Source organism: Streptomyces sp. NPDC006235, from assembly GCF_040613735.1.
GTDB lineage: Bacteria > Actinomycetota > Actinomycetes > Streptomycetales > Streptomycetaceae > Streptomyces.
This window is the reverse complement of sequence record NZ_JBEXSR010000062.1, coordinates 12339-35487: the sequence shown is the minus strand read 5'-3', so window position 1 is coordinate 35487 and position 23149 is coordinate 12339. Positions and strand designations below refer to the sequence as shown.

The following is a 23149-nucleotide window of genomic DNA, read 5'->3' as shown; positions in this document are numbered from 1 at the left end:
CCCTCCTCCGCCTTGCAGCTGCCCGCACCAGACCCCGCTCACCGGCGCTGATCAGCGCTGTCGGTTCCCTGCGACCTGATCCAAACGACAGGCCCCAGGCGGGCGGCCCGCCGGACGGGCGGGGAACGATCCGGCCTGCATGCTTGATATTGTTCGAAAGTTGGCGATATCTTGCAGGAATAAACAGAGTGGAGGATGCGGCATGACGCATGTCGAGGACGAGCTCACCAGCCAGCCCGAGTGCTGGGCGGGCGCCGCGTCACGGGCGGCCGGCTACGCGGAGGTGCTGCCGGCGCCGGGGGAGCGGGTCGCGATCGTCGGCTGCGGCACCTCGTACTTCATGGCGCAGGCGGCCGCCGCCCTGCGCGAGGGCGCGGGCCAGGGCGAGACCGACGCGTTCGCCGCCTCGGAGTTCCCGTACGGCCGCGCCTACGACCGGGTCGTCGCCCTCACCCGCTCCGGCACCACGACCGAGGTCCTCGACCTGCTGGGCAGGCTGAAGGGCCGCACCCGCACCACCGCGATCACCGCCGACCCGGACGCGCCCGTGCGCGCGGCAGCCGACCGGCTCGCCGTCCTGGACTTCGCGGACGAACGCTCCGTCGTACAGACCCGGTTCGCCACCACGGCCCTCACCCTCCTGCGCGCCCACCTCGGCCTGCACCCCGACACCGCCGTCACCGACGCGCGCACGGCCCTGACCGAACCCCTGCCCGAAGGCCTCGTCGACTGCGCCCAGTTCACCTTCCTGGGACGCTGCTGGACCGTCGGCCTGGCCAACGAGGCCGCGCTGAAGATGCGCGAGGCGTCGCTGTCCTGGGCGGAGGCCTACCCGGCGATGGAATACCGGCACGGGCCCATCAGTGTCACCACGAGCGGCACCGCGACCTGGATGATCGGCGAGGCACCCGACGGGCTGGCCGACCAGGTGCGCTCCACCGGCGGGCTGTGGATCGAGGGCCGGCTCGACCCCCTGGCCGAACTCGTCCGGGCCCAGCGCCTCGCGGTCGCCGTCGCCGCCGCCCGCGGCCTCGACCCGGACCGGCCCCGCCACCTCACCCGCTCGGTGATCCTCGCCCACTGACCCTGGAGCCACCGTGCCCCTGACCACCACCGGCGAGCTCGTCACCCGCGCCGCCGCGGCCCGTTCGGTCGTCGCCTCCTTCAACGTCATCACGCTGGAACACGTCGAGGCGGTCCTCGCGGGCGCCGAGTCCGTGCCCGCCCCCGTCGTGCTCCAGATCAGTGAGAACGCGGTCAAGTTCCACGGCGGGCAGCTGCTCCCGCTCGCCCGCGCGGCCGCCGCCGCGGCGGAACGGGCCGCCGTACCCGTCGCGTTGCACCTCGACCACGTGCAGAGCGAGGCCCTGCTGCACCAGGCCGCGGAGGCCGGCTTCAGCTCCGTGATGTACGACGCGGCCCGGCTGCCCTACGAGCAGAACCTCGCCGCGACCCGGGCGGCGGTCGACCGGGCACACGCGCAAGGACTGTGGATCGAGGCCGAGTTGGGGCAGATCGGGGGCAAGAACGGCAGACCCCCGCTGGACGCGCACGCCCCGGGCGCACGCACCGACCCCGACGAGGCCCGGGCCTTCGTCGCCGACTCGGGCGTGGACGCCCTGGCCGTCGCCATCGGCAGCGCCCACGCCATGACGACCCGCACCGCCACCCTCGACCACGCCCTGCTCAAACAACTGTCGGCCGCGCTGGACGTCCCGCTCGTCCTGCACGGCTCCTCCGGCGTCCCGGACGGCGAACTCACGGCGGCGGTCGCGGGCGGCATCACCAAAGTCAACATCGGCACGGCCCTGAACATCGCGCTGACCGGCGCGATCCGGGAGTTCCTCGCCGACCGGCCCGAGGCGGTCGACCCGCGCGGCTACCTGACAGTGGCGCGGGACGCGATGGCCCGGACGGTGGCGCGGACCCTCCACACCCTCGGCGCGGCTACCGCTTGACGGCCTTCAGCACCACGAACTTCGGATCGCTCGCCACCAGCCGGCTGTTGCCGAACAGCTTCCGCAGCTTGACGTGGTAGCCCAGATGCCGGTTGCCGATCACCCACAGCTCACCGCCCGGCCGCAGCGCACGCCGCGCCCCCGTGAACATCCGCCAGGCCGTGGCGTCCGTCGTCGCCTGATGGGAGTGGAACGGCGGGTTGTTCAGGACCAGGTCCACACTGTCGGCCGGCACGCCCGCCAGCCCGTCCCCGACCCGGAACTCGGCGTGCCCCGGCACCCCGTTCGCCTTGTACGTCGCCTCCGCCGAGGCCACGGCCTGGAACGACTCGTCGACGAACAGCACCTCGGCCGCCGGGTCGGCCAGCGCCACCGCCGTACCGACCACGCCGTTGCCGCACCCCAGGTCCACCACCCGCCGGCCGCCCCCGCCGCTCGGCAGATGCTCCAGGAAGAACCGGGTGCCGATGTCGAGCCGGTCGGCGCAGAAGACACCCGCGTGATTCACGACCGTGCGCCCCGACGCCGGGCCGATGCCGTCCGGGAGCGTGTAGACGTACGGCCACGGACTGGCGGGCCGCTCCAGCGCCGGATCCGGCGTGCAGAAGATCAGCCGGGCCTTCTTCTCGGCGAGCGAGGTGCGGGTCGGGCCGAGGATCCGCTCGAACAGCCGCAGCGTGGAGGTGTGGATCTCCTTCACCATGCCCGCGCCCACGACGACCGTCCCCGCGTGCACCGCCGGCGCCAGCCGCAGCAACTGGTCCTCCAGCAGTGCCAGGCTCTTCGGCACCCGCACGAGCAGTACGTCGACACGGCCGGGCGGCGGATCCTGCGTGGTGAGCAACCGGACCGCGCCGGGCTCCACACCGTGCCGCGCGAGATTGGCCCGGGTCGCCTCCTGGGTCAGATGGGAGTCCGTGATCTGCGCCGGCCGGTGCTCCGCGAGCGCCGTGACCAGGGCACCCCAGCGGTCCCCGACGACCACGACGGTGCCCGACAGCACGATCCCCTCCTGCGCCAGGTACCTCAGCAGGTACTCGTCGGAGGCGTCCCAGGCGCGCAGCCTGTCGCGCGGGTCCTCGGGGAAACGGGTCAGCGCGAGCTCGCCCCAGGGCGTCGTCATACGGTCGTTCATCGTGCGTCCAGGCTAGCCGAGCCGCAGCTCAGCCCAGGTCGGGGAGAAGAGGCGCGGAGAGGAGAGGATGGGGGCATGGACGGCGAACTGTTCTCCCGAGCCCGTACGCGGGTGGTGCCGGGCGCGGTGCACGTGCCGGACTGGCTGGATCCCGAGGAGCAGCGCGAGTTGCTGGAGGCCTGCCGCGACTGGGCGCGCCCGCCGGCCGGGCTGCGCACCGTCCGCACCCCCGGCGGCGGCACCATGACCGCCCGGCAGGTCTGCCTCGGCCGGCACTGGTACCCGTACGGCTACGCCCGCACGGTCGTCGACGGCGACGGCGCCCCGGTGAAGCCGTTCCCCGCGTGGCTGGGCGACCTGGGCCGCCGGGCGGTCCGCGACACGCTCCAGGGACCGGCACCGGCCTACGACATCGCCCTGATCAACTTCTACGACGCAGACGCCCGGATGGGCATGCACCGCGACAGCGACGAGAAGTCCGACGCGCCGGTGGTGTCGCTGAGCCTCGGCGACACCTGCGTGTTCCGCTTCGGCAACACCGAGACCCGCACCCGGCCCTGGACCGATGTCGAGCTGCGCAGCGGCGACCTGTTCGTCTTCGGCGGCCCGTCCCGCCTCGCCTACCACGGAGTCCCCCGGGTACACGCAGGCACGGCACCGCCCGGTCTCGGCCTGACCGGACGGCTCAACATCACGCTCCGGGTCAGCGGCCTGTAGGCCGCGGGCCCTGCGGATCATGGGAGACTCGCCCTCATGAGCGGGAAGGCGGACCCCCGGCAGGCGGGGGATGGGACCACCTCGACGAGGACGCGGCTGGACCGGGGGCGCGGAGCGCTCGGACCGGCGCTGGAGCTCGTGCACACCGGACGCGCGCCGACCCGGGCCGTACTCACCGCCGAGCTCGGCGTGACCCGGGCGACGGCCGGGGCGGTCGCCGCCGAACTGGAGGCGCTCGGGCTGATCCGGGTCGACGCCCGGCCCGGCGCGGCGGCGGGCTCGCAGGGCCGGCCCTCGCACAAGCTGGCCGTCGCCGAGGACGGGCCCGTCGCGCTCGCCGCGCAGGTGCACGCCGACGGCTTCCGGGCGGCACTGGTCGGGCTGGGCGGCCGGATCGTCGCCACCGCGCCGGGCTGCGAGGTCGTCGACGCCGACCCGGCGAAGGTGCTCGCCTCCGTCGTCACGGCGGGCGCCGAGCTGCTGCGCGAGACCGGACGCCGGTGCGTGGGGGCGGGACTCGCCGTACCGTCCGCGGTCGCCGAACCGGAGGGCCTGGCGCTCAACCCGCTGCACCTGGCCTGGCCCGCGGGCGCGCGCGTACGCGACATCTTCGCCGAGCAGGTGCGCGCGGCCGGCCTCGACGGACCGGCGTTCGCCGCGAACGACGTCAACCTCGCCGCGCTCGCCGAGCACCGGCACGGCGCCGGACGCGGCTCCCGCGACCTGCTGTGCGTGGCCACCGGCCACCGGGGCGTCGGCGGCGCGCTCGTCCTCGACGGCCGCCTGCACCGGGGCAGTTCGGGCCTCGCGCTGGAGGTCGGCCACCTCACCGTGCACCCCGAGGGCCGCCCCTGCCACTGCGGCAGCCGCGGCTGCCTGGACGTGGAGACCGACCCGCTGGCCTTCCTCACGGCGGCGGGCCGCGAACCGGGCCCCGAGGTGTCCCTGCTCCAGCAGTCCATCGACCTCGTCCGCCACCACTACGACGACCCGGGCGTCCGCACCGCCACCGAGACCCTCATCGACCGGCTCGGCCTCGGACTCGCCGGTCTCGTCAACATCCTCAACCCGGACCGCATCATCCTCGGCGGCCTGCACCGCACCCTCCTCGACGCCGACCCCGGCCGGCTCCGCGCGGTCGTCGCCGACCGCAGCCTGTGGGGCCAGAGCGGCGGCGTCCCCATCCTGCCGTGCACCCTCGACCACAACAGCCTGGTCGGCGCCGCGGAACTGGCGTGGCAGCCGGTGCTGGACGATCCCCTGGGTGCGCTGACCTAGCCGGACGAGGAACCGGGTGTCCGGCTGGACGGGCTCGTCGGCGATCAGGCACCGCTCGACGGGCTTGTCCGCGCCGCTTCCGGGAAGGCTCGCGCCTGAGCGGGCAGGCTGGACCGCAGGCGGCTCGCCCGCACCGTACGAACGAGGAAGTTGACGTCATGACCGACAAGCTCACTGTGAGCGTCCTGGGCACCGGGATCATGGGCGCCGCGATGGCCCGCAACCTGGCCCGCGCCGGGCACGCCGTCCACGCCTGGAACCGCACCCGCGCCAAGGCCGAGCCGCTGGCCGCCGAGGGCGTGCACGTCGCCGGTACTCCCGCGGAGGCGGTCCGGGACAGCGACGTCGTGCTGACCATGCTCCACGACGGCCCCGCCGCCCTGGAGACGATGCGGGAGGCCGCCCCCGCCCTGCGCCAGGGCGCCGCCTGGGTGCAGTCCACGACCGCGGGCGTCGAGGCCATCGGTGACCTCGCCGCCTTCGCCCAGGAGCACGGTCTGGTCTTCTACGACGCGCCAGTCCTGGGCACCCGCCAGCCCGCCGAGGCCGGGCAGCTGACCGTGCTCGCCGCCGGCCCCGTCGAGGGCCGGGACACGGTGACGCCCGTCTTCGACGCCGTCGGCGCCCGTACCGTGTGGGCCGGCGAGGACGGGGCGGCCGGCGGCGCCACCCGGCTGAAGCTGGTCGCCAACAGCTGGGTCCTCGCCGTGACGGCCGCCGCCGGTGAGGCCCTGGCACTGGCGAAGGCCCTCGACGTCGACCCGCGCGGTTTCCTCGACCTCATCGCCGGCGGTCCGCTCGACATGGGCTATCTGCACGCCAAGTCCGGCCTGGTCCTCGAAGACCGGCTCACCCCGCCCCAGTTCGCGGTGACCACCGCCGCCAAGGACGCCCGCCTCATCGTCGAGGCCGGTGCGGGCCACGGCGTCCGCCTGGACGTGGCCGAAGCCGCCGCCGCCCGCATGGAGCGCGCCGCCGCCCAGGGTCACGGCGACGAGGACATGGCCGCCGCCTACTTCGCGAGTTTCGACGAAAACCCGTCCGCCTGATCATCCGGGAGGTTCCCCCGTGTCCAAGCCGCCGCTGCCGCCCGAGGCCGAAGCCCTGCTGAGCCGGCCCAACCCGTGCGTCATGGCCACCGTGCGCTCCGACGGCGCACCGGTCTCCACCGCCACGTGGTACGCGTGGAAGGACGGCCGGGTGCTGATCAACCTCGACGCGGGCCGGGTCCGCCTGAAGCACCTGCGCCGCGACCCGCGCGTGACGCTCACCGTCCTCGCCGACGACAACTGGTACACCCACATCACCCTCATCGGCCGCGTCACCGAGATGTACGACGACAAGGACCTGGCCGACATCGACCTGCTCTCCCGGCACTACGGCGGCAAGCCCTACCCGAACCGCGTCCGGCCCCGGGTCAGCGCCTGGATCGAGGTCGACCGCTGGCACGGCTGGGGCGAGATGAAGGACAACGACCAGGCCATGGGCTGACACCGGCAGGCCACGCCGTCAGACACGGCAACCCGGGGCCGCCGCCCACCGAGCGGGCGGCGGCCGTCGTGGTGTCCGCGCCCCAGCAGCAGCCGGTCGCCGAACCCGGCGTCGGCGCGGCCCGTACGGCGTCCCGCATACGCCGGCATCACCGCACCGCGCGGACCGCACTCACCACCGGCGCCCCCGAGGCAGCCGGTCCCGGCCCGGTGCCGACAGGTGCAGCACCTCGAACAGGTCGCCGTCGGCCTTCGGGGTGTCGTGCTCCCAGAGGGAGAAGTGCACCAGCTCCCAGCGGCTCGTGTCGACGGCCGCCGCGGCGAGCAGGGCCCCGTCCTGCGCCGTCAGCCGCCGGACCTCCCGCACCGCCTCGTCCACCGTCCCGGCGGGCGGCCCGGAGTCCGGGACGGGTTGGCGCCGCCGTACCGCGAACCGCGCGTGCGCACCGCCCCCTTCCTCGTACGCGAGCCCCGTCCACTGCCGCACGGACGGCCGCCCGAAGTCGTCACTGAGCCCCTGGAACCCGCCGCCCCACAGGAAGGCGTTCATGCCGTCGACGGTGTTCCAGAGATAGAAGGGCGCGTACTGGCTGACCGGCGAGCCGCGCAGACCGCGCTCGCGCGTCAGATAGGCCTTGAGGCCGAGCCCGTCCCAGCCGTCGAGCAGATGCCCCCGGCGGGCGACACGGTCGCGGATGACGCCCATGTCGTAGTCGGCGGGCAGGGTGATCTCGTACTGCATGGCGTGCACGCGGGCCTCCTCAGGCGGGACGGGGTGCCAGCAGGGACAGCAGCCCCCGTACGCCCGCGTCGAACGCGGCGGGGGAGCCGGAGGCACGGGCCAGGACGTATCCGCCCTGGACGGTCGCGACGACCGCCGCGGCGATCTCCCCGCCGTCCAGCGAGGGCGCGAACCGCCCCTGTTCCTTGCCCTCTTCGACGATCCCGGCGATCCGCTCCCGGATCCAGTCGAGTGTCTCGTCGACCGGGGCGCGCAGTTCGGCGCTGGCGATCACGTCCGGGTCCATGGTCAGCCGGCCGATCGGGCAGCCCCGCAGCACGTCCCGCTCGCGCCGCAGATACGCCTCGATGCGCTCGTACGGCGTTCCCGGGCCGTCGAGTACTCCCGCGGCGGTAGCCCGCATCTCCTCGGCGGTCCGCCGGATCGCGGCCAGCGCGAGGTCCGGCTTGCCCTTGAAGTGGTGGTACATGCTGCCCTGCCCGGCGCCCGCGCGCTCCAGGATCGCCTTGGGGCTCGTGCCCACGTAGCCGCGCTCCCACAGCAGCTCGCGCGTGGACTCGATCAGCCGCTCCGAGGTACTCATGAGCGCACTGTACATACCAGTAGGTACAGAAGTCGAGGGTCAGGGGAAGCACCCGTGCCGCGCCCGTCTACTCCCCGCGAGGTACGCGCACTGCCGCTGGCCGTACGACGACCGGGGACCCCGCGCGGGGCGAGGCTCGGAAGCGACAGACAGGACATCGCAGCAACGCGTCCGAGGAGTTGAACGACATGCAGACCCTGGCGAACTTCGGTGACGGCGGCCCCGGCCCCTGGATCCTGCTCTTCCCGGTGATCTGGGCCCTGGTCATCGGCGGCGGCGTCGCGCTGCTGCGCCGCACGGTGTGGCGCGGCCGCCGCGGCGGCCCCTGGCGGCAGCCCCCGGCCGGGAACGACTCGCCCATCACCGTGCTCGGACACCGCTTCGCCTCCGGCGAGATCGACGAGGACGAGTACTGGCGACGGCTGTCCGTGCTGAACGAGGAGTTCGGCCGCAAGGGAGGTGCGGCGTGACCACGACGACCGCCACGACGACCACGCGGCCCGCCGCCCGGGTCGTCGACGCGGTGAAGGTGTACGGCGGTGGCGACACCGCCGTACGCGCCCTCGACGGCGTGACCGTGAGCTTCCCGGCCGGCCGCTTCACCGCGATCATGGGGCCCTCGGGCTCCGGCAAGTCCACGCTGATGCACTGCGCGGCCGGCCTGGACACGCTCACCTCGGGCACCGCCCGCATCGGCGACACCGACCTGGGCGGCCTCGACGACCGCCGCCTCACGCTCCTGCGCCGCGGCCGCGTGGGCTTCGTGTTCCAGGCGTACAACCTGGTGCCGACCCTCACCGTCGCCGAGAACATCAGGCTGCCCCTGGACCTGGCGGGCGGCCGGGGCGACCCGGAGTGGATCGACGCGCTGATCGACGTCGTCGGACTGCGTGACCGGCTCCACCACCGGCCCGCCGAACTCTCCGGCGGACAGCAGCAACGCGTGGCGGTGGCCCGGGCGTTCGCCGGACGGCCGGACGTCGTCTTCGCGGACGAGCCGACCGGCAACCTCGACTCGCGCTCCGGCGAGGAGGTGCTCGGCCTGCTCGGCCGCGCCGTACGCCAGACGGGGCGCACGGTCGTCATGGTCACTCACGACCCCGCGGCCGCCGCGCACGCCGACGAGGTCGTCTTCCTCGCCGACGGACGCCTGGTCGACCGCATGGAGTCCCCGACCGCCGACCGGGTCCTGGACCGGATGAAGGCCTTCGAGGTGCCCTCATGAACGCCTCCGTACGCCTGAGCGTGTCCTCCCTGCGCGCCCACCGGCGGCGCTTCGCCGGTACGTTCCTCGCCGTGTTCCTGGGCGTGGCGTTCCTCGCCGGGACGCTCGTCATGGGCGACACACTGCGCGCCGGTTTTGACTCGATGTTCGGCAACGCGACCAGCGGCACCGACGCCGTGGTCCGCAGCGCCGACGCCATCACCACGCCCGGCGAGAGCCAGGGCGTACGGCAGCCGGTCGCCACCGGCCTGGTCGGGACCGTGGAGAAGGTCCCGGGCGTCGCGGCCGCCGTGCCGAACATCCAGGGCGCCGGGCAGCTCGTGGGCGCGAACGGCGACCCGATCGGCGGCCAGGGCCCGCCCACTCTCGCCGGCAACTGGATCACCGACCCGAAGCTCAATCCGTACCGGCTGGCCGAGGGGCGCGCCCCGCGGAAGTCCGGCGAGGTCGTCGTCAACCGCGGCACCGCCGAGAAGGGCGGCCTGAAGATCGGCGACACGACCGTCCTGCGCACTCCCGACCCGGTCCGGGTGACCGTCGTCGGCCTCGCCACCTTCGGCGGTCAGGACGGCATGGCACAGGTGACCTTCACCGGGATGACCGTGGCCGACGCGGAGAAGTACCTCACGGCCAGGCCGGGCGAGGCGGCGAGCATCCAGGTGCGCGCCGGACCCGGCGTCAGCCAGGAGGAACTCGTCGAGCGTCTGACGCCCGCCCTGCCCAAGGGCGTCGAGGCCATCACCGGCCAGGAGTCGGCCGAGGAGAACACCGAGATGATCTCCAGTCAGTTCCTGGACATCTTCACGCTCTTCCTGCTGGTGTTCTCCGGCATCGCCTTGCTGGTGGCGACCTTCTCCATCCACAACACCTTCGCCATCGTCGTCGCCCAACGCACCCGCGAGAACGCACTGTTGCGGGCGCTGGGCGCCTCTCGCCGCCAGGTCACCGTCACCACCCTGGTGGAGGCCACCACCGTGGCCGTGACCGCGTCCCTGGCCGGCCTGGCGGGCGGCATCGGCATCGCGGCCGGACTCCAGGCACTGTTCCCGGCCATCGGCTTCCCGTTCCCCGAGGGCGACTTGGTCGTCAAGGGCCTCTCCCTGGCGCTGCCGCTGTCCGTCGGCATCGTGGTCTGCCTGGGTTCCGCCCTGCTGCCCGCCGTACGCGCCGGACGCACCGCACCGCTCGCCGCCCTGCGCGAGACGGCCGTCGACACCTCCGGCGCGTCCCGCCTGCGGGCGGTCACCGGCACCGGCCTGATCGCGCTGGGCGTCGCCCTCGCCCTGGCCGGTGTCCTCGTGTCACCGTCCGTCTGGCTGGCGGGTTCCGGCGCCGCACTGGCCCTGGTCGCGTTCGTGGTGCTCGGCCCGGTCGCCTCCACCACCGCCGTCCGGATCCTCGGCAGCCCGCTCGGCCGGCTGCGCGGCGTCACCGGCGCGCTGGCCCGGCGCAATGCCCTGCGCAGTCCGAAGCGCACCGCGGCCACCGCCAGTGCCCTGATGATCGGCGTGGCCGTCGTGTCGCTGTTCACGGTGTTCGGCGCCTCGCTGAAGGCCACCATGGACCAGACCGTGTCCCGGTCCTTCGCGGGCGACGTCGCCGTCAGTGCCCCGTCGTTCGGCGCGGGCGGCAGCGGACTGAGCCCGGGGCTGGCCGGCGCGGTCCAGGAACTGCCCGAGGTGGACACGGCGGTCGGACTCGGCCGGGGTGTCGCCGAGGTCGACGGCGAGGGCCGGGCCCTCACGGTCACCGACCCGGTCGCCCTGGAACGCACCTTCGACCTCGGCAGGATCGACGGCTCGATGCGCGGCCTCGGCACCGACGGCATCGCCGTCACCGAGAAGGAAGCCGCCAGGCAGCACCTCACCACCGGCGGGAAGGCCCAGCTCGCCTTCACCGACGGCAGCAAGGAGACGTTCACCGTCCGCGCGGTCTACGGCCCGTCCGAACTCGCCGGCGACTACGTCATCACCCGCGCCGCCTGGGCCCCGCACCGCACCCTCGTCGCCGTCACGTTCGAGGACGGCGTGAGCACGGACGCGGGCAAGGCGGCGGTGGAGAAGACCGCCGCCCGGTACGGCAACCCGGAGGTCCAGACCCGCGACGAGTACGCGCAGTCCTCGGCCGGCGGCATCGACATGATGCTCACCCTGGTCTACGCCCTGCTCGCCCTCGCCGTGGTCATCGCGCTCCTCGGCATCGCCAACACCTTGACCCTGGCCATCCACGAACGCACCCGTGAACTCGGCCTGCTGCGGGCCGTCGGCCAGACCCGCTCCCAGTTGCGGGCCATGGTCCGCTGGGAGTCGATCCTGGTCGCCGCCTTCGGCACGGCCGGCGGGCTCGCTCTCGGCGCCTTCCTCGGCTGGGTCCTCGTCAGGGCCTCGGACGGCAGCAGCGACAGCGAGTTCGCCTTCGCCGTGCCGCCCGCGCAGCTCGCGGTCGTGGCCCTCGTGGGTCTCATGGCCGGCGCCCTCGCGGGGCTGCGCCCGGCCCGGCGCGCGGCACGCCTGGACGTGCTGCGCGCCATCGCCATCGAGTGACCCGGGGGATGCCCGCCTACGCGACCCCCGTGCGAACGGTGGTCACCGCCCGGTCAACCGGCAACGGCGGACCGGGCGGGAGCATGTTCGGGCCGCAGTCCGTCCGCGGCGTGCCCGACCTCCGCGAACCTGCGCGCGGGTTTCTCCAGGACCGTGCGCCGTGCCCGGCGCGACGGCGCCGCGACCGCGGCGGAGGACGTCGGGAGGGTGAACCAGACGACCTTGCCGCACTCGCCGTCCGGGCGGACGCCCCAGCTCTCGCTCATGGCGGCCACCATCGCGAGCCCGCGCCCGCAGGTCGCCAGCGGTTCGGCGTCGTCCACCACGGGCATCCGCGGGTCGTGGTCGCGTACCGAGACCGTGAGCCGGTCGAGCAGCAGCTCTATCTCCACGGTGCACGTCTTGTCGGGCTGGGCATGCCGGTGGACGTTGGACAGCAGCTCCGTCACCCCGAGCGAGGCCCGGTCGATCAGAGCGTCCAGGTGCCAGTAGCGCAACTGCGCAGAGACGATTCTGCGGACCTGGCCGATCCGCGACGGCAGGGCTTGGAGCTCCACCGTGCAGTGCCTGCTTGGATAGCTGATCACGGCTGCGACTCCCCGACGTGAGGTCCGGAAGAACACGGAGTTCGGATCCAGCAGGGCGCCTTGGTGACGCTGTCGCCCGCTGTCGTGGCCGGCGGGCTGGTTCGCAGCGTTATCGCCGGTAAACCCAGAGTGACGTGAGACCAGAGTGACGCAGGGGGTGGGGGACCGCAACTCGCGGACATCTCAGCCGCCGCGCCCCGCCGCCCGGCGCACGGCCTCGATGAAGCGCCGCGCGGCCGGCGGACCGGGTTCGCCCGGAGCGGGGTCGTGATCGCCCAGGGTGAGCAGGTACCGGTTGCCGTTGAGATCCGCCGTGGCCCGGTCATCGGGGCCGAACCAGGGCTTGGAGGCGCGCACCGCCTGCACCGGCGCGCTGTCGATCTCACTGCCGTAACTGGTCAGCAGCTCGAGCCGGCCGTCACTGATCCGGACCTGGCCGGCCCGTGTGAGCGAACGCAGCCGCTTCCCGATCCGCACGCCCGTGGCCCTGAACTCCGGCTCCGCCATGCCACCCGCCCCCTTGTGCGCGTCGGTGCACCGGCCCGCCCGCTGCGCGGTACCCGGCACGGACTCGTGTCCTGATCCAGTGTGCCCCCGTCCGGAGGCTTGCTCCGGTGGTGCGTCGTACCCCTTGCCGGTACCCCGTCCGGGGTCCCGGTCCCGCGGTGAAGTCTGCCCCCACCCGGCGTCGAGCACCAGTACAGCGGACCCCCTCTCCAGGGGGCGCCCGGAGCACACACGCAAGTGCGCCCCCTGGACCGCGCGCCCCCTTGCACCGGCTCTGCCCCAGGGGGCGCTTTGGGGGGCTCAAAGGTGCGTTTATGCAGGTGAGAAGCGTGTGTCAGGTGCTTATGATCGGGGGTGTCGGCCGCGCGACGCGTCGTCGGCGCGCAGCGTTAGGAGCCCCCTCGTGAGCACCCCCCAGCAGACCCGGACCGGCGTCACCCTCGACGTCGACCACAGCGACACCGCCTACCGCGCATGGCTGAAAGAAGCCGTCCGCAGAGTCCAGGCCGACGCCAACCGCTCGGCCGACACGCACCTCCTCCAGTTCCCCCTGCCCGAGCGGTGGGGCGTCGACCTGTACCTGAAGGACGAGTCCACCCACCCCACCGGCAGCCTCAAGCACCGGCTCGCCCGCTCCCTCTTCCTCTACGGCCTGTGCAACGGCTGGATCCGGCCGGGCCGCCCGGTGATCGAGGCCTCCAGCGGCTCGACGGCCGTCTCCGAGGCGTACTTCGCGAAGCTCGTCGGCGTGCCCTTCATCGCCGTGATGCCGCGCACGACCAGCGCGGAGAAGATCCGCCTCATCGAGTTCCACGCCGGGCAGTGCCACTTCGTGGACGACCCCCGCACGATGTACGAGGAGTCCGCCCGCCTCGCGGCAGAGACCGGCGGCCACTACATGGACCAGTTCACCTACGCCGAACGGGCCACGGACTGGCGTGGCAACAACAACATCGCCGAGTCCATCTTCCGGCAGCTGCGGATGGAGCGGTTCCCCGAGCCGGCGTGGATCGTCGCCACGGCGGGCACGGGCGGCACTTCGGCGACCCTCGCGCGCTACGTGCACTACATGCAGTACGACACCCGCGTCTGCGTGGCCGACCCCGAGAACTCGTGCTTCTTCGAGGGCTGGACCACCGGCGATCCGGACGTCACCTGCGACTGCGGCTCCCGGATCGAGGGCGTCGGCCGGCCCCGGATGGAACCGAGCTTCGTGCCCGGCGCGATCGACCGGATGATGAAGGTGCCCGACGCGGCCAGCGTCGCCGCGGTACGGGCACTGGAGCGCGCCATCGGCCGCAAGGCGGGCGGCTCGACCGGTACGGGCCTGTGGAGCGCACTGAAGATCGTCGCGGAGATGGTGTCCGAGGGGCGGCAGGGGAGCGTCGTGACGCTGCTGTGCGACCCGGGGGACCGGTATCTCGACAAGTACTACTCCGACACCTGGCTGGCGGCCCAGGGCCTGGACATCGCGCCGTACACGGCCGCGATCGACTCGCTGCTGGAGACGGGCGTCTGGCCCGACTGAGAGGACGCCCCGGGCCGGCGGCGCTACGCCGTCAGCCTCCCGTCCAGCGCCGTCACGGCGTCCCGGAAGGCCTTGGCCTGAGCCGCCCGTACCGGCTTCATGGCGAGCCGGTACGCCGCCGTCCCGTCGGTCGCGAACGTCCACCGCACCCGGGTCCCGGTACCGGCGGGGGCGAGCCGCCACTCCTCGGCGATCGCGCGCACCCCGGGCACGTTGGTGACGTCGACGCGATAGGCGTACACCTCGGGTTCCGTCGCCGCGATGATCGACTCCCGGAACCGGACGCCGCCGATGAGCCGGATGTCGCGCCCCTTCCCGCCGTCGATCGGGCGGGCGGCCGTCACCTGCGGAAACCAGTCGGCCCAGCCGGGCACGTCCTCCAGAGCCCGGTAGACCGCCTCCACCGGAGCGGAGATCTCCCGCTCGGAGACATGCCGTACGGGCGCGGCCCGGACGAAGTCGAGCCCCACGGGGCGCAGACGGTGAGCCATGGACGAAGCCCTCCTGGCAGGGGAGCGGGCGATGACCGGCAGCGTCACAGTAGCTGGCGACCTGTCAGCTGTCTGCCTCTTCGTCGGGCTCCCCGGCCACCACCAGCCGCCGCAGATGCTCCACGACGACCCCGCGCGCCTCGTCCGGCAGGCCGGAGTCCGTCACGAGAGTGTCGATCCGCTCCAGCGAGGCGAACGAACTCAGGCCCACCTTGCCCCACTTGGTGTGGTCGGCGACCACCACGACCCGCCGGGCCGACTGCACGAGCCGCCGGTTCGTCTCCGCCTCCGCGAGGTTCGGCGTCGACAGGCCGGCCTCGACCGATATGCCGTGCACCCCGAGGAACAGCAGGTCGAAGTGGAGCGCCGCGATCGCCTGGTCGGCGACCGGTCCCACCAGCGAGTCGGACGGGGTGCGCACACCGCCGGTCAACACGACCGTCGCCGCGCCCTGCCGCGGGCCCGAGGTGCGCTGCGCCGCGTGGAAGACGTCGGCCACCCGCACCGAGTTGGTGACCACCGTCAGGTCCGGCACGTCCAGCAGCTGCTGCGCCAGCGCGTACGTCGTCGTGCCGCCGGACAGGGCGATCGCCGCGCCCGGCGCGACCAGCTTGGCCGCCGCCCGCGCGATGTCCTCCTTGGCGGTCAGCTCCAGCCCCGACTTCGCCTCGAAGCCGGGTTCGTGCGTACTCGCCTCGACCACCGGGACCGCGCCGCCGTGGACCTTCTCCAGCATGCCCTGGCGGGCGAGCGCGTCGAGGTCGCGGCGGACCGTCATGTCCGACACGCCGAGCTTGCGGGTCAGCTCGTTGACCCGGACACCGCCCCGGCGGCGGACCTCGTCGAGGATCAGGGATCGCCGCTGCTCCGCGAGGAGGTTCTGATTCTCGCTCACGTACGCTCCGGTCCTTTCGCCTCAATGCCGTCCGTCAGGCCCAGCACACCTGCCCCAACCAGGACATTCTCCCCCGGCTCCGGTGCGCGGACGCCTCATCCTCGCATGTCGCGGGACCGGCGGTGTCACCGACCGCTCGCCGCGCACATGTCACCAGTGGCTCTCCGCATGGTCACGGATCGGGGAGATTCCGTGACAGCAGGTGTGCGGTACCGCGGAACTGGAGATCCTTGTGCCCGCACGGACAGAGCCGACGGCGTGTCACGGGGGAAGTGCGAATCAGTGGAACGTGCGCAGGAACAGGCCTCGACCGGCGGGCCGGACCAGCCCGCCCGGCGGCCCGGTGAGTCGGGGACCGCTCTGGAACTCCTGGTCCACGGCGTGGGCGGCACCACGCCGCAGGAGATGCTCGACGATCCGCGCACGGTGCGGATCACCGGCGACGGCATCGCGGCCGTCTTCCGGCGCGCCGACGACCTCGACGCGGAGACCAGCCCCGACGACCGCCGCCGCGACAAACCGGTGCCCGAGGCCTACGTCTGGTGCAACCTCACCTCCGGCAACGGCACCCGCGCCCTGTGGCTGTTGCTGCTGCCGTTCATGGTCGTCAACCTCGCCCACTGGATGCGCCCCAGCGCCCGGGGCCGCCGCCGCACCGTGCGCCTGTACGGCCTGCTGGTGCGGCTCACCGGGCTCACCCTGACGGTGCTGCTCGTCGCGGCCGCCTGCGAGGTCGCCCTCGACCTCGCGGCCTGGCAGTGCGCGGGCACGCGCGCGTGCGCCGACCGGCACTCCTGGCTCGGCTTCCTCTCGCCCACCGTCTCGGACGGCGGCTGGTGGAGCAGCCCCGGCCGCAGGCTCGCCCTGGCGTCCTTCGTCCCGACCGCCCTGACCGTGCTGCTGTGGTACCTGTCCCGGCGCACCTGGAGCGACTACGAGTCCCAGCAGCCGCCGGCCCGCGACCCCGAGCCCGACGAGGACGGCGCCGGCCCGACCGCGCTGGGCCGGCCCGGCTTCTGGTACGGACGCCGACTGGTGGCCCGGCTGCGCGCCGCGCACACCGCCGCCGGACTGGTCACGGTCGCCGCAGCGGTCGCCAGCGCCGCCGCCCGGCACGACCGGGAGCCCGGCGGCCCCGCCGTACTGAACATCCTGGGCCTGCTCCTGGAGGCGGCCCTCGCGGCCTGCGTCGTCGCCGTGGTGTGGGTGGTGTGCCGCCGGGGCCGCAGCGAGAGACGCATCGACCGGGAACTCGACGAGCGCTTCGTACGGCGCCTGCCGCTCGCCGCCCTCGTCCTGCTCGCCCTCGCCCTGTTGTACGCGGGCTGGGAACGCCCCGGCTGGGAGTCGGCTGGCCGGCTGCCGGGTGATGCCACCTTCGGCGGCCTCGCCCTGGTCCAGGGCCTGCTCGTGATCGTCCTCGCCGGCGTCGCGTACGCACTGCACCGCACCGACCCCGACCGGCGGGCCGTGCTGCGAGGGCTCGGCGGACCGGCCGTCGCGATGCTGGCCTGCGCCCTGGGCGGGGTGATGTCCGGCGGTGTGTCGCAGCGCGTGGCGGACTGGCTGGACGGCACCGGGACGTCGATCGACGGCCCGCCGGTCCTGCTGACCTGGCAGGCGTCCGTGATCCCGCCCCTGATCGTGGTGCTGCTGGTGCTCTTCGGCTGGCTGGCGCACCGCGCCTGGCAGCTCGCCCGCGCCGAACGCGAGGCGGTGGCCCGCGACTACCCGGACGAGACCCAGGACCGCGCCCGCACCCGCCGCATCGCCTACACCCGCGCGATGGCCTCCCTCACCGACCGGGGACCCCGCGTCGTCGCCGTCACCTCCGGCGTCACCCTGCTGCTCGGCGCCGGAGCCCTCGTGGGCGCCCTGACCACCGACGAGACGCCGGGCGACGCGGCACAGGGCACCTACCCCGTCGTCCACGGCGCCGCGGAGACCGCCCAGGCCCTCGGCTCCTGGCTGATCGGCCTCGGCTTCATCCTGTTCGTCACCTGGGGCAGGCGCGCCTACAAAGACGCCGCCGCCCGCCGCACCATCGGCATCCTGTGGGACGTCGGCACCTTCTGGCCGCGCGCCGCCCACCCCTTCGCCCCGCCCTGCTACGCCGAGCGCGCGGTGCCCGACCTGACCTGGCGGATCGCGACCTGGACCCGCGCCACCGGCGGACGGCTGGTCATCTCCGGGCACTCACAGGGCAGCGTGCTCGCCGCCGCCGCGGCCTGGCAGCTCTCCCCGTCCACCCGCCGACGCGTGGCGCTGCTGACGTACGGCTCCCCGCTGGAGCGGCTCTACGGCCGCTGGTTCCCGGCGCACTTCGGCCCCGCCGCGCTCAGCTCCCTGCACCGGGAGGTCGACTGCTGGCGCAACCTGTACCGGCTCACCGACCCCATCGGCGGCCCGGTGCGCCTGCCCGGCAACCACGACCTCGGGGTCGACCACGTGCCGCTGATGGACCCCCTCTCCTACGGCCGCACCGACCTGCACCCGCTGCCGGCGCCGATCCTCGGCCACTCCGACTACCAGGCGGACCCGGTGTTCGCCGAGGAGCGCCGCAAACTGCTCGCCCGGCTGCGGCCGGGCCTGCCGGCACCCCGTCACACGGCGGAGCAGCCCTGCCCGGGCCCGGAGGCGGAGCCGGGCGCGGAGGCCGGCCCTGGTTCTCAGAGCAACTCGGGCAGGTCCTCCGCGTAGAGCAGGGTCAGGTCGTCCGTGCTCGGCTCGGTGAACTGGGCGACCCGGCTCGCGTGCCGCTCCACCATCGCCTCGAAGGTCTGCCGCGCGGTACGGCCGTTGCCGAACGCCGGACCCTTCGGGAGCTTCGTGAAGTACGTCCGCAGGGCCTCAGCCGCGCCGGGCGCCAGCCGGTACTCGTGCTCCTCGGCCTGCTGCTCCACGATCCGCAGCAGGTCCTCGGGGCCGTAGTCGCTGAAGGTGATGGTCCGCGAGAACCGGGACGCCACCCCGGGGTTGACCGACAGGAAACGCTCCATTTCGGCCGTGTAGCCCGCGACGATCACCACGACCGCGTCCCGGTGGTCCTCCATCAGCTTCACCAGCGTGTCGATGGCCTCCTTGCCGAAGTCGCGGCCCGCGTCCTCGGGGGACAGCGCGTACGCCTCGTCGATGAACAGCACACCGCCGCGCGCCTTCTCGAAGGCCTCCTGCGTGCGGATCGCGGTCGAGCCGATGTGCTCGCCCACCAGGTCGACCCGGGACACCTCGACCAGGTGGCCCTTCTCCAGCACACCGAGCGACGCGAGGATCTCGCCGTACAGCCGCGCGACCGTCGTCTTGCCCGTGCCGGGGGAGCCGGTGAAGACCAGGTGCCGTTTGACCGACGCGGCCTTCAGGCCCGCCTGCTGCCGGCGCCGGCCCACCTCGATCATGTCGGTGAGGGCGCGCACCTCGCGCTTGACGCTCTCCAGGCCGACCAGCGCGTCCAGTTCACCGAGGACGTCCTTGGAGCTCCGGGCCGACTGCTCGGGCTCCGCGACCGGGGCCGGGGCCGGGGGTTGCGGTTCGGTGCGCTGACCCGGGACCGCGCCCAGCAGGCCGGGGGAGTGGCTCACCGTCTGCACGGCCGTCTCCCGCGCCGCCGGTGCCCGCAGCCCCGCGCTCTCGTCGCTGGTGCAGTCCTCGACCAGGGGCCCCGCCCCGGAGGCGTCCGCGCCGCTGTCCGCGAACTCGTAACCACCGCGCGCGCACCGCTCCGTGCGGCACTTCCGCAAGCTCGTACGGCTGCCGTCGATCACATGGAAGCCGTAGCCGCCGCTGCCCGTCACCCGGCAGTTGTGGAAGCTGCCGCGGCCTCCGGCCGAGACGTACACCCCCGCCTCCGCCGGTGAGTCGATCGTGCAGCGCTCCACCGTGGGGTCGGCGCCCTTGGTGACGATCACGCCGGTCTGGGTGCCGTCCAGCGTGCAGTTGCTGAGCGTGCCGCCGCTGCCGTGGTCACGGAACCAGGCGCCCGTCGCCGCGTCCCGGATCCGGCAGTCGTCGAGCTGCGCGGTCGCACCGTCGCTCACCGACACGGCCGTGTTGCGCACCTGCGACAGGTCGCTGTCGACGACGTCCGCGCGCGAGCCGCGGTCGAGGACGAACAGGGCGTCCGGCACGTCGTGCACCCGGCACGAGTCGAGCACCGCCGTGGCACCGTCGCTCACCCACACCGCCGGGTAGTCGCCCGTGCTGTCGAAGATCTCGCACTGGTTGGCGTCCACGCGGGTGCCCGGGTCCCACACCGACAGGCCGTTGCGCCCGAACTGCCGCACCGTGGTGCGGGTCAGCGTGAGGACGGAGCGGGACCGCAGGTCGACCGCGTTCTCCGGGATGTCGTGGATACGGCAGTCGGCGAGCGTCAGCACCGCGTCCGTGTCGAGCGTGACCCCGTCGGCCGTCGTGCGGTGCACATCGCAGTCCGTGAGGTGCGCGGTGGCCCGGCCGGTGATCTGCACACCGCTGCCCCGCACCTCGTAGATCTCGCAGCCCACCGCCTCCAGCGCCGAGTTCTCCCCGGTCACCGACAGGCCCGAGCCCGAGGTGTGGTGCACCCGGCAGCGCTCCAGACGTGGGTGGGCGCCGCCGCGCACCGCCACACCCGCCTGGCCGGCCGCGACGACCTCGCACTCCTCGAACACCCCGCCCGCGCCGTCGAGTACGGCGATGCCGATGCCCGCCGGGTTGTCGACCGCGCAGCGCCGGACCGTGGGCCGGGCGCTGCCGCGCACCTCGATCCCGGCCGCCGACCGCGTGACCACCCGTACGTTGCTCAGCTCCGGCGTGCCCTCCTCCACCAGCACCGCGGGGGCCGCCGCGTCCTGGCCCTCCACGTGCAGGTCCTGGACCACCGCCGAGGCGCGCACGGTCAGCGGCACGCCGTCCACGGGCGCGATCCGCACCGAGCCGGGGGAGCCCTCGGGGCCGCGCAGCGTCACCGCGCGCTGCACGACGAGGTTCTCCCGGTAGGTGCCGGAGGCGACCGTGAGGACGTCTCCGTCGGCCGCGGCCTCCAGGGCAGCGGCGAGCGATGCGTACTCACCCGTGCGGCGCCGCCACCGTGACGTGCCGGTGTGCGTCACCTGGACCGTGCCCTGTGCCATGGTGTAGCTGTGCCCCCACCTCGGTCGTACTGATGGCTCGTTCGCCTTCGGGACGCTCCCGCCGGTGTCGGGACCGCGCCCGGCCGGGCCCGTGGGGCCTGTGCGCGCACGCGGCATCGAGACCGGCGCGCCCCTCCTGCTCGCTCGCGCGCGGGTTGTGCCGAACGGTTCGGCCGGACCACCGTAGCGTGCGCGCGGGTGGTGGGTTGACCAGAGCCGGAAGGCTGTCAGCTGCCGGTGCCCGTCCTGCCCCAGTCCGGGCCCGCCTTGTCCCATGCCTGGTCCCAACGGGCGTACCGGCGGCGGACCATGCGCCAGACGATCAGCCGTCTGCCGCCCTCTATGAGACCGCCGGCCGCCAGGGCGGCGCCGAAGCCGGCGAGGACCGCGTGCGTCGACGCCGTCGCGGAGTCGAGGGGGCGGGCCACCATCCGGCCGTGCCGGTCGGTCCATATCCGGAACTCGTCGCCCTGCTGCGGGTCCTTGAGGCTCGCCAGCACCGAGCCGTGCCGCGCGGTGCCGTCCGGCGCCGTCCAGTCGGCGAGGACACGGGTGCGCAGATCCCGGCCCGTGGACGTCTCCGGGTCGGCGTCCAGCGGGGAGCGGTCGAGCTTGCGGACCACGGTGGCCGTGACCAGATGCCGCGCTTGGTGCTGCTCGCGGACGGAGCGCTGAAGGGCGTCCTGGGCGGCGCCACCGACGAGGGAACCGGCCACCGGGGCGGCCAGCAGGATCAGCACCAGGGCCGCCAGCGCCACCCAGGCCTCGGCCAGATCCGTGGCGCGGCACAGCGGGTTGCGCCGCCAGCGCCAGAGTCCGCTGATCGCTCGCACCGCCTGCACCCCCTTCCCGCTCCGTGATAACCCCCTGCGGAGCCGTCCACGCGCCGACCGGGCGAAGAGAGAGCGAAATCACCTCTCACCGGCGACTCTCATGAACTTCTCACACAGGCCCAACGCCCGGGCGTCTGGGGCGGTTCCCGCCCGGGGGCGGCGACCGCCGGCCCGGCTATTCGAGGATGCTGACCGGATCGCCGACCCGGATCGTGCCCCGGGACAGGGGCACCAGGTTCTGCCCGAAGACGAGCTTGCCGTCGAGCCGCCGATGCCGTCCCAGGCTGTACAGGGGCTCCCGGCCGCGCTCGCCCGTGCCCTGGTCGGTGGTGGTCACCACGCACCGGCCGCAGGTCTTGGCCACGCGGAAGGACACGTCCCCGATGGCGAGACGCGACCAGTCGTCCTCGGCCCAGGCGGCGGTGCCCGCCACGACCACGCTCGGCCGGAACCGGTTCATGGGCAGCGGGCCCTCGTCCGCGTGGTCCCCCTGTGCGACAAGGGCGTTGAGGGCGTCCAGGGAGGCCGTGGTGGTGAGCAGCAGCGGAAAGCCGTCGGCGAAGGAGACGGTCTCGCCGGGACGCGCGTACTCCGGGTCGACGGGCCGGCGCGTGGCCGGGTCGTCCATGTAGGCGAGGCGCACGCCGATGCCGAGATAGGCGCTGCACTAGGCGTGCGCGGCTTCGTCCTCGGCGGGGACCGCGTCGACCTTGTCGCGGAAGATCTCCACCGGCACTGTGCCCGACGTCCTTGGGACGCTCACCGTCAGGGGTTCCATGCCGGGCGCGGACAGCCGGACGCCGCCGTCCGGCAGAAGCTCGGCGGCGGCCAGAGCGAGGCGCGGCTCCCGACGCTGCGTGAGGACCTTTCCCCCGTCGTCGATCAGCGCCCAGCGCCGGTCTCCGGCCAGCCCCCAGGGCTCCACGGCGGCCTCCCGGGGCGCGAGGCCCCGGACCGCCTTGACCGGATGGACGTGGATCGAGTGCAGATGCGCGTTCCCCATGGGGCCATCGTGCCAGCCGGCACCGACAGCCCCCGGGCGGGCGGATCAGTAACCGCGGTACTGCTGATTGTTGTACGGGTCCTGATAGGGAGCCTGGGCGGGCCGGGGAGCCGCGGGGCGCATCGCCTCGTAGCCCGCGGGTGCCGCCGGGCGCGGCTGCTGCGGCTGGGGGCCGGGGTATCCGCGCGGTGCGGTGGCCTGCTGCGGGATGTAGGCCGCTGGCGCCTGCTGGAGCGGGGCGGGTTGCTGCGCCTGCGGATAACCGTAGGCGGGCTGGGACGGGGCTGCCGGAAGAGCGGGCAGCGCCGACGGGAGGGCGGGCAGGCTGCCGCCCGGCGTGTCGTACTGAGCGGGGACCCGGATCGGGGCGATCTGCGGGGTGCCCCGCTCGGCGACGAGCTTGTCGTAGATCGGGGTGTCCGGGAAGGAGGCGGAGTAGTAGCCGCCGCCATAGGTGGAGCGGGGGGAGGTCATGGCACATAAGTTAAGCCCACGATGTGCTGGTTGGGGAGACCGATAAGAGGGT

At 73.6% G+C, this 23149-nt stretch carries 21 protein-coding genes and 1 pseudogene; 11 read left to right on the top strand and 11 right to left on the bottom strand.

From position 1 onward, the window contains the following. Positions 1-202 precede the first annotated feature (202 nt). Together ABZ192_RS40095 and ABZ192_RS40090 are read left to right on the top strand one after the other, a co-directional pair. A complete protein-coding gene (locus tag ABZ192_RS40095) occupies positions 203-1084 on the top strand; it encodes a sugar isomerase (protein ID WP_356929395.1) in 882 nt (293 codons plus the stop codon). A gap of 13 nt (positions 1085-1097) precedes the next feature. Then, on the top strand, positions 1098-1958 hold the full coding sequence (locus ABZ192_RS40090) for a class II fructose-bisphosphate aldolase (RefSeq protein WP_356929394.1): 861 nt from the start codon (positions 1098-1100) through the stop codon (positions 1956-1958). On the opposite strand, the gene ABZ192_RS40085 is transcribed toward ABZ192_RS40090, so the two are convergent. Further along, entirely contained in the window at positions 1948-3081 is a 1134-nt protein-coding gene (locus ABZ192_RS40085; RefSeq protein ID WP_356929397.1) for a methyltransferase, read from the bottom strand. The genes ABZ192_RS40090 and ABZ192_RS40085 overlap by 11 nt on opposite strands. Before the next feature lie 87 nt (positions 3082-3168). On the opposite strand from ABZ192_RS40085, the gene ABZ192_RS40080 reads away from it, so the two are divergent. From ABZ192_RS40080 to ABZ192_RS40065, 4 genes are all read left to right on the top strand, one after another. Continuing rightward, the gene (locus tag ABZ192_RS40080) at positions 3169-3810 is read left to right on the top strand and encodes an alpha-ketoglutarate-dependent dioxygenase AlkB (RefSeq protein WP_356929393.1); all 642 of its coding nucleotides are present in this window, start codon (positions 3169-3171) and stop codon (positions 3808-3810) included. Positions 3811-3846: 36 nt separating this feature from the next. Beyond that, positions 3847-5088: an ROK family protein gene (locus ABZ192_RS40075; protein WP_356929392.1), complete on the top strand. Its 1242-nt coding sequence runs from the start codon at positions 3847-3849 to the stop codon at positions 5086-5088. A 158-nt stretch (positions 5089-5246) separates the two neighbouring features. Further along, positions 5247-6137: an NAD(P)-dependent oxidoreductase gene (locus ABZ192_RS40070; protein WP_356929391.1), complete on the top strand. Its 891-nt coding sequence runs from the start codon at positions 5247-5249 to the stop codon at positions 6135-6137. 19 nt (positions 6138-6156) lie between these two features. Continuing rightward, positions 6157-6579 carry a PPOX class F420-dependent oxidoreductase gene (locus tag ABZ192_RS40065; protein WP_356929390.1) on the top strand — a complete coding sequence of 141 codons (423 nt, stop codon included), beginning with the start codon at positions 6157-6159 and terminating at the stop codon, positions 6577-6579. A 171-nt stretch (positions 6580-6750) separates the two neighbouring features. Here the strand turns inward: ABZ192_RS40065 and ABZ192_RS40060 are convergent, their stop codons facing one another. Both ABZ192_RS40060 and ABZ192_RS40055 read right to left on the bottom strand, forming a co-directional pair. Beyond that, complete coding sequence (locus ABZ192_RS40060; RefSeq protein WP_356929389.1) at positions 6751-7329, bottom strand: DUF4865 family protein; 579 nt, start codon at positions 7327-7329, stop codon at positions 6751-6753. 10 nt (positions 7330-7339) lie between these two features. Then, complete coding sequence (locus tag ABZ192_RS40055; protein WP_356929388.1) at positions 7340-7918, bottom strand: TetR/AcrR family transcriptional regulator; 579 nt, start codon at positions 7916-7918, stop codon at positions 7340-7342. Between the two features lie 173 nt (positions 7919-8091). Here ABZ192_RS40055 and ABZ192_RS40050 point away from each other — a divergent pair, with 173 nt between their 5' ends. From ABZ192_RS40050 to ABZ192_RS40040, 3 genes are read left to right on the top strand one after another with little or no spacing between them, the layout of a single operon-like run. Next, positions 8092-8373 (top strand): SHOCT domain-containing protein, encoded by a 282-nt coding sequence (locus tag ABZ192_RS40050; protein WP_356929387.1) that lies wholly within the window; start codon positions 8092-8094, stop codon positions 8371-8373. Next, the gene (locus ABZ192_RS40045; RefSeq protein ID WP_356929386.1) at positions 8370-9128 is read left to right on the top strand and encodes an ABC transporter ATP-binding protein; all 759 of its coding nucleotides are present in this window, start codon (positions 8370-8372) and stop codon (positions 9126-9128) included. The genes ABZ192_RS40050 and ABZ192_RS40045 overlap by 4 nt, the downstream gene beginning before the upstream one ends. Beyond that, positions 9125-11671, top strand: a complete 2547-nt coding sequence (locus ABZ192_RS40040; protein WP_356929385.1) for an FtsX-like permease family protein — start codon at positions 9125-9127, stop codon at positions 11669-11671. The genes ABZ192_RS40045 and ABZ192_RS40040 overlap by 4 nt, the downstream gene beginning before the upstream one ends. 53 nt (positions 11672-11724) lie before the next feature. Here the strand turns inward: ABZ192_RS40040 and ABZ192_RS40035 are convergent, their stop codons facing one another. Together ABZ192_RS40035 and ABZ192_RS40030 are read right to left on the bottom strand one after the other, a co-directional pair. Continuing rightward, a complete protein-coding gene (locus ABZ192_RS40035) occupies positions 11725-12258 on the bottom strand; it encodes an ATP-binding protein (RefSeq protein ID WP_356929384.1) in 534 nt (177 codons plus the stop codon). 183 nt (positions 12259-12441) lie between these two features. Beyond that, positions 12442-12765, bottom strand: coding sequence for a hypothetical protein (locus ABZ192_RS40030; protein WP_086563123.1), 324 nt, complete (start codon positions 12763-12765; stop codon positions 12442-12444). Positions 12766-13168: 403 nt separating this feature from the next. Between ABZ192_RS40030 and ABZ192_RS40025 the strand changes: the two genes are divergently transcribed. After that, positions 13169-14293: a PLP-dependent cysteine synthase family protein gene (locus tag ABZ192_RS40025; RefSeq protein WP_356929383.1), complete on the top strand. Its 1125-nt coding sequence runs from the start codon at positions 13169-13171 to the stop codon at positions 14291-14293. Between the two features lie 23 nt (positions 14294-14316). Here the strand turns inward: ABZ192_RS40025 and ABZ192_RS40020 are convergent, their stop codons facing one another. Further along, complete coding sequence (locus tag ABZ192_RS40020; protein WP_356929382.1) at positions 14317-14784, bottom strand: SRPBCC family protein; 468 nt, start codon at positions 14782-14784, stop codon at positions 14317-14319. A gap of 64 nt (positions 14785-14848) precedes the next feature. Further along, complete coding sequence (locus tag ABZ192_RS40015; RefSeq protein ID WP_356929381.1) at positions 14849-15679, bottom strand: DeoR/GlpR family DNA-binding transcription regulator; 831 nt, start codon at positions 15677-15679, stop codon at positions 14849-14851. Positions 15680-15961: 282 nt separating this feature from the next. On the opposite strand from ABZ192_RS40015, the gene ABZ192_RS40010 reads away from it, so the two are divergent. Next, positions 15962-18379, top strand: a complete 2418-nt coding sequence (locus ABZ192_RS40010) for a hypothetical protein (RefSeq protein WP_356929380.1) — start codon at positions 15962-15964, stop codon at positions 18377-18379. Here ABZ192_RS40010 and ABZ192_RS40005 read toward each other — a convergent pair. From ABZ192_RS40005 to ABZ192_RS39990, 4 genes and pseudogenes are all read right to left on the bottom strand, one after another. Further along, complete coding sequence (locus ABZ192_RS40005) at positions 18349-20787, bottom strand: right-handed parallel beta-helix repeat-containing protein (protein ID WP_356929379.1); 2439 nt, start codon at positions 20785-20787, stop codon at positions 18349-18351. The two genes, ABZ192_RS40010 and ABZ192_RS40005, sit on opposite strands and share 31 nt — an antisense overlap. Positions 20788-21014: 227 nt before the next feature. Next, a complete protein-coding gene (locus tag ABZ192_RS40000; RefSeq protein ID WP_356929378.1) occupies positions 21015-21620 on the bottom strand; it encodes a hypothetical protein in 606 nt (201 codons plus the stop codon). 175 nt (positions 21621-21795) lie between these two features. Continuing rightward, positions 21796-22623: pseudogene (locus ABZ192_RS39995) on the bottom strand (MOSC N-terminal beta barrel domain-containing protein). Between the two features lie 45 nt (positions 22624-22668). Beyond that, positions 22669-23097 carry a DUF6643 family protein gene (locus tag ABZ192_RS39990; RefSeq protein WP_356929377.1) on the bottom strand — a complete coding sequence of 143 codons (429 nt, stop codon included), beginning with the start codon at positions 23095-23097 and terminating at the stop codon, positions 22669-22671. Positions 23098-23149: the final 52 nt, after the last annotated feature.

What these genes read in the sequence shown, in the direction of transcription:
- ABZ192_RS39990 (WP_356929377.1), bottom strand. Translation starts at nt 23,097, where the DNA reads ATGACCTCCCCCCGCTCCACCTATGGCGGCGGCTACTACTCCGCCTCC.
- ABZ192_RS40040 (WP_356929385.1), top strand. Translation starts at nt 9,125, where the DNA reads ATGAACGCCTCCGTACGCCTGAGCGTGTCCTCCCTGCGCGCCCACCGG.
- ABZ192_RS40080 (WP_356929393.1), top strand. Translation starts at nt 3,169, where the DNA reads ATGGACGGCGAACTGTTCTCCCGAGCCCGTACGCGGGTGGTGCCGGGC.
- ABZ192_RS40085 (WP_356929397.1), bottom strand. Translation starts at nt 3,081, where the DNA reads ATGACGACGCCCTGGGGCGAGCTCGCGCTGACCCGTTTCCCCGAGGAC.
- ABZ192_RS40005 (WP_356929379.1), bottom strand. Translation starts at nt 20,787, where the DNA reads ATGGCACAGGGCACGGTCCAGGTGACGCACACCGGCACGTCACGGTGG.
- ABZ192_RS40030 (WP_086563123.1), bottom strand. Translation starts at nt 12,765, where the DNA reads ATGGCGGAGCCGGAGTTCAGGGCCACGGGCGTGCGGATCGGGAAGCGG.
- ABZ192_RS40050 (WP_356929387.1), top strand. Translation starts at nt 8,092, where the DNA reads ATGCAGACCCTGGCGAACTTCGGTGACGGCGGCCCCGGCCCCTGGATC.
- ABZ192_RS40055 (WP_356929388.1), bottom strand. Translation starts at nt 7,918, where the DNA reads ATGTACAGTGCGCTCATGAGTACCTCGGAGCGGCTGATCGAGTCCACG.
- ABZ192_RS40095 (WP_356929395.1), top strand. Translation starts at nt 203, where the DNA reads ATGACGCATGTCGAGGACGAGCTCACCAGCCAGCCCGAGTGCTGGGCG.
- ABZ192_RS40020 (WP_356929382.1), bottom strand. Translation starts at nt 14,784, where the DNA reads ATGGCTCACCGTCTGCGCCCCGTGGGGCTCGACTTCGTCCGGGCCGCG.
- ABZ192_RS40075 (WP_356929392.1), top strand. Translation starts at nt 3,847, where the DNA reads ATGAGCGGGAAGGCGGACCCCCGGCAGGCGGGGGATGGGACCACCTCG.
- ABZ192_RS40070 (WP_356929391.1), top strand. Translation starts at nt 5,247, where the DNA reads ATGACCGACAAGCTCACTGTGAGCGTCCTGGGCACCGGGATCATGGGC.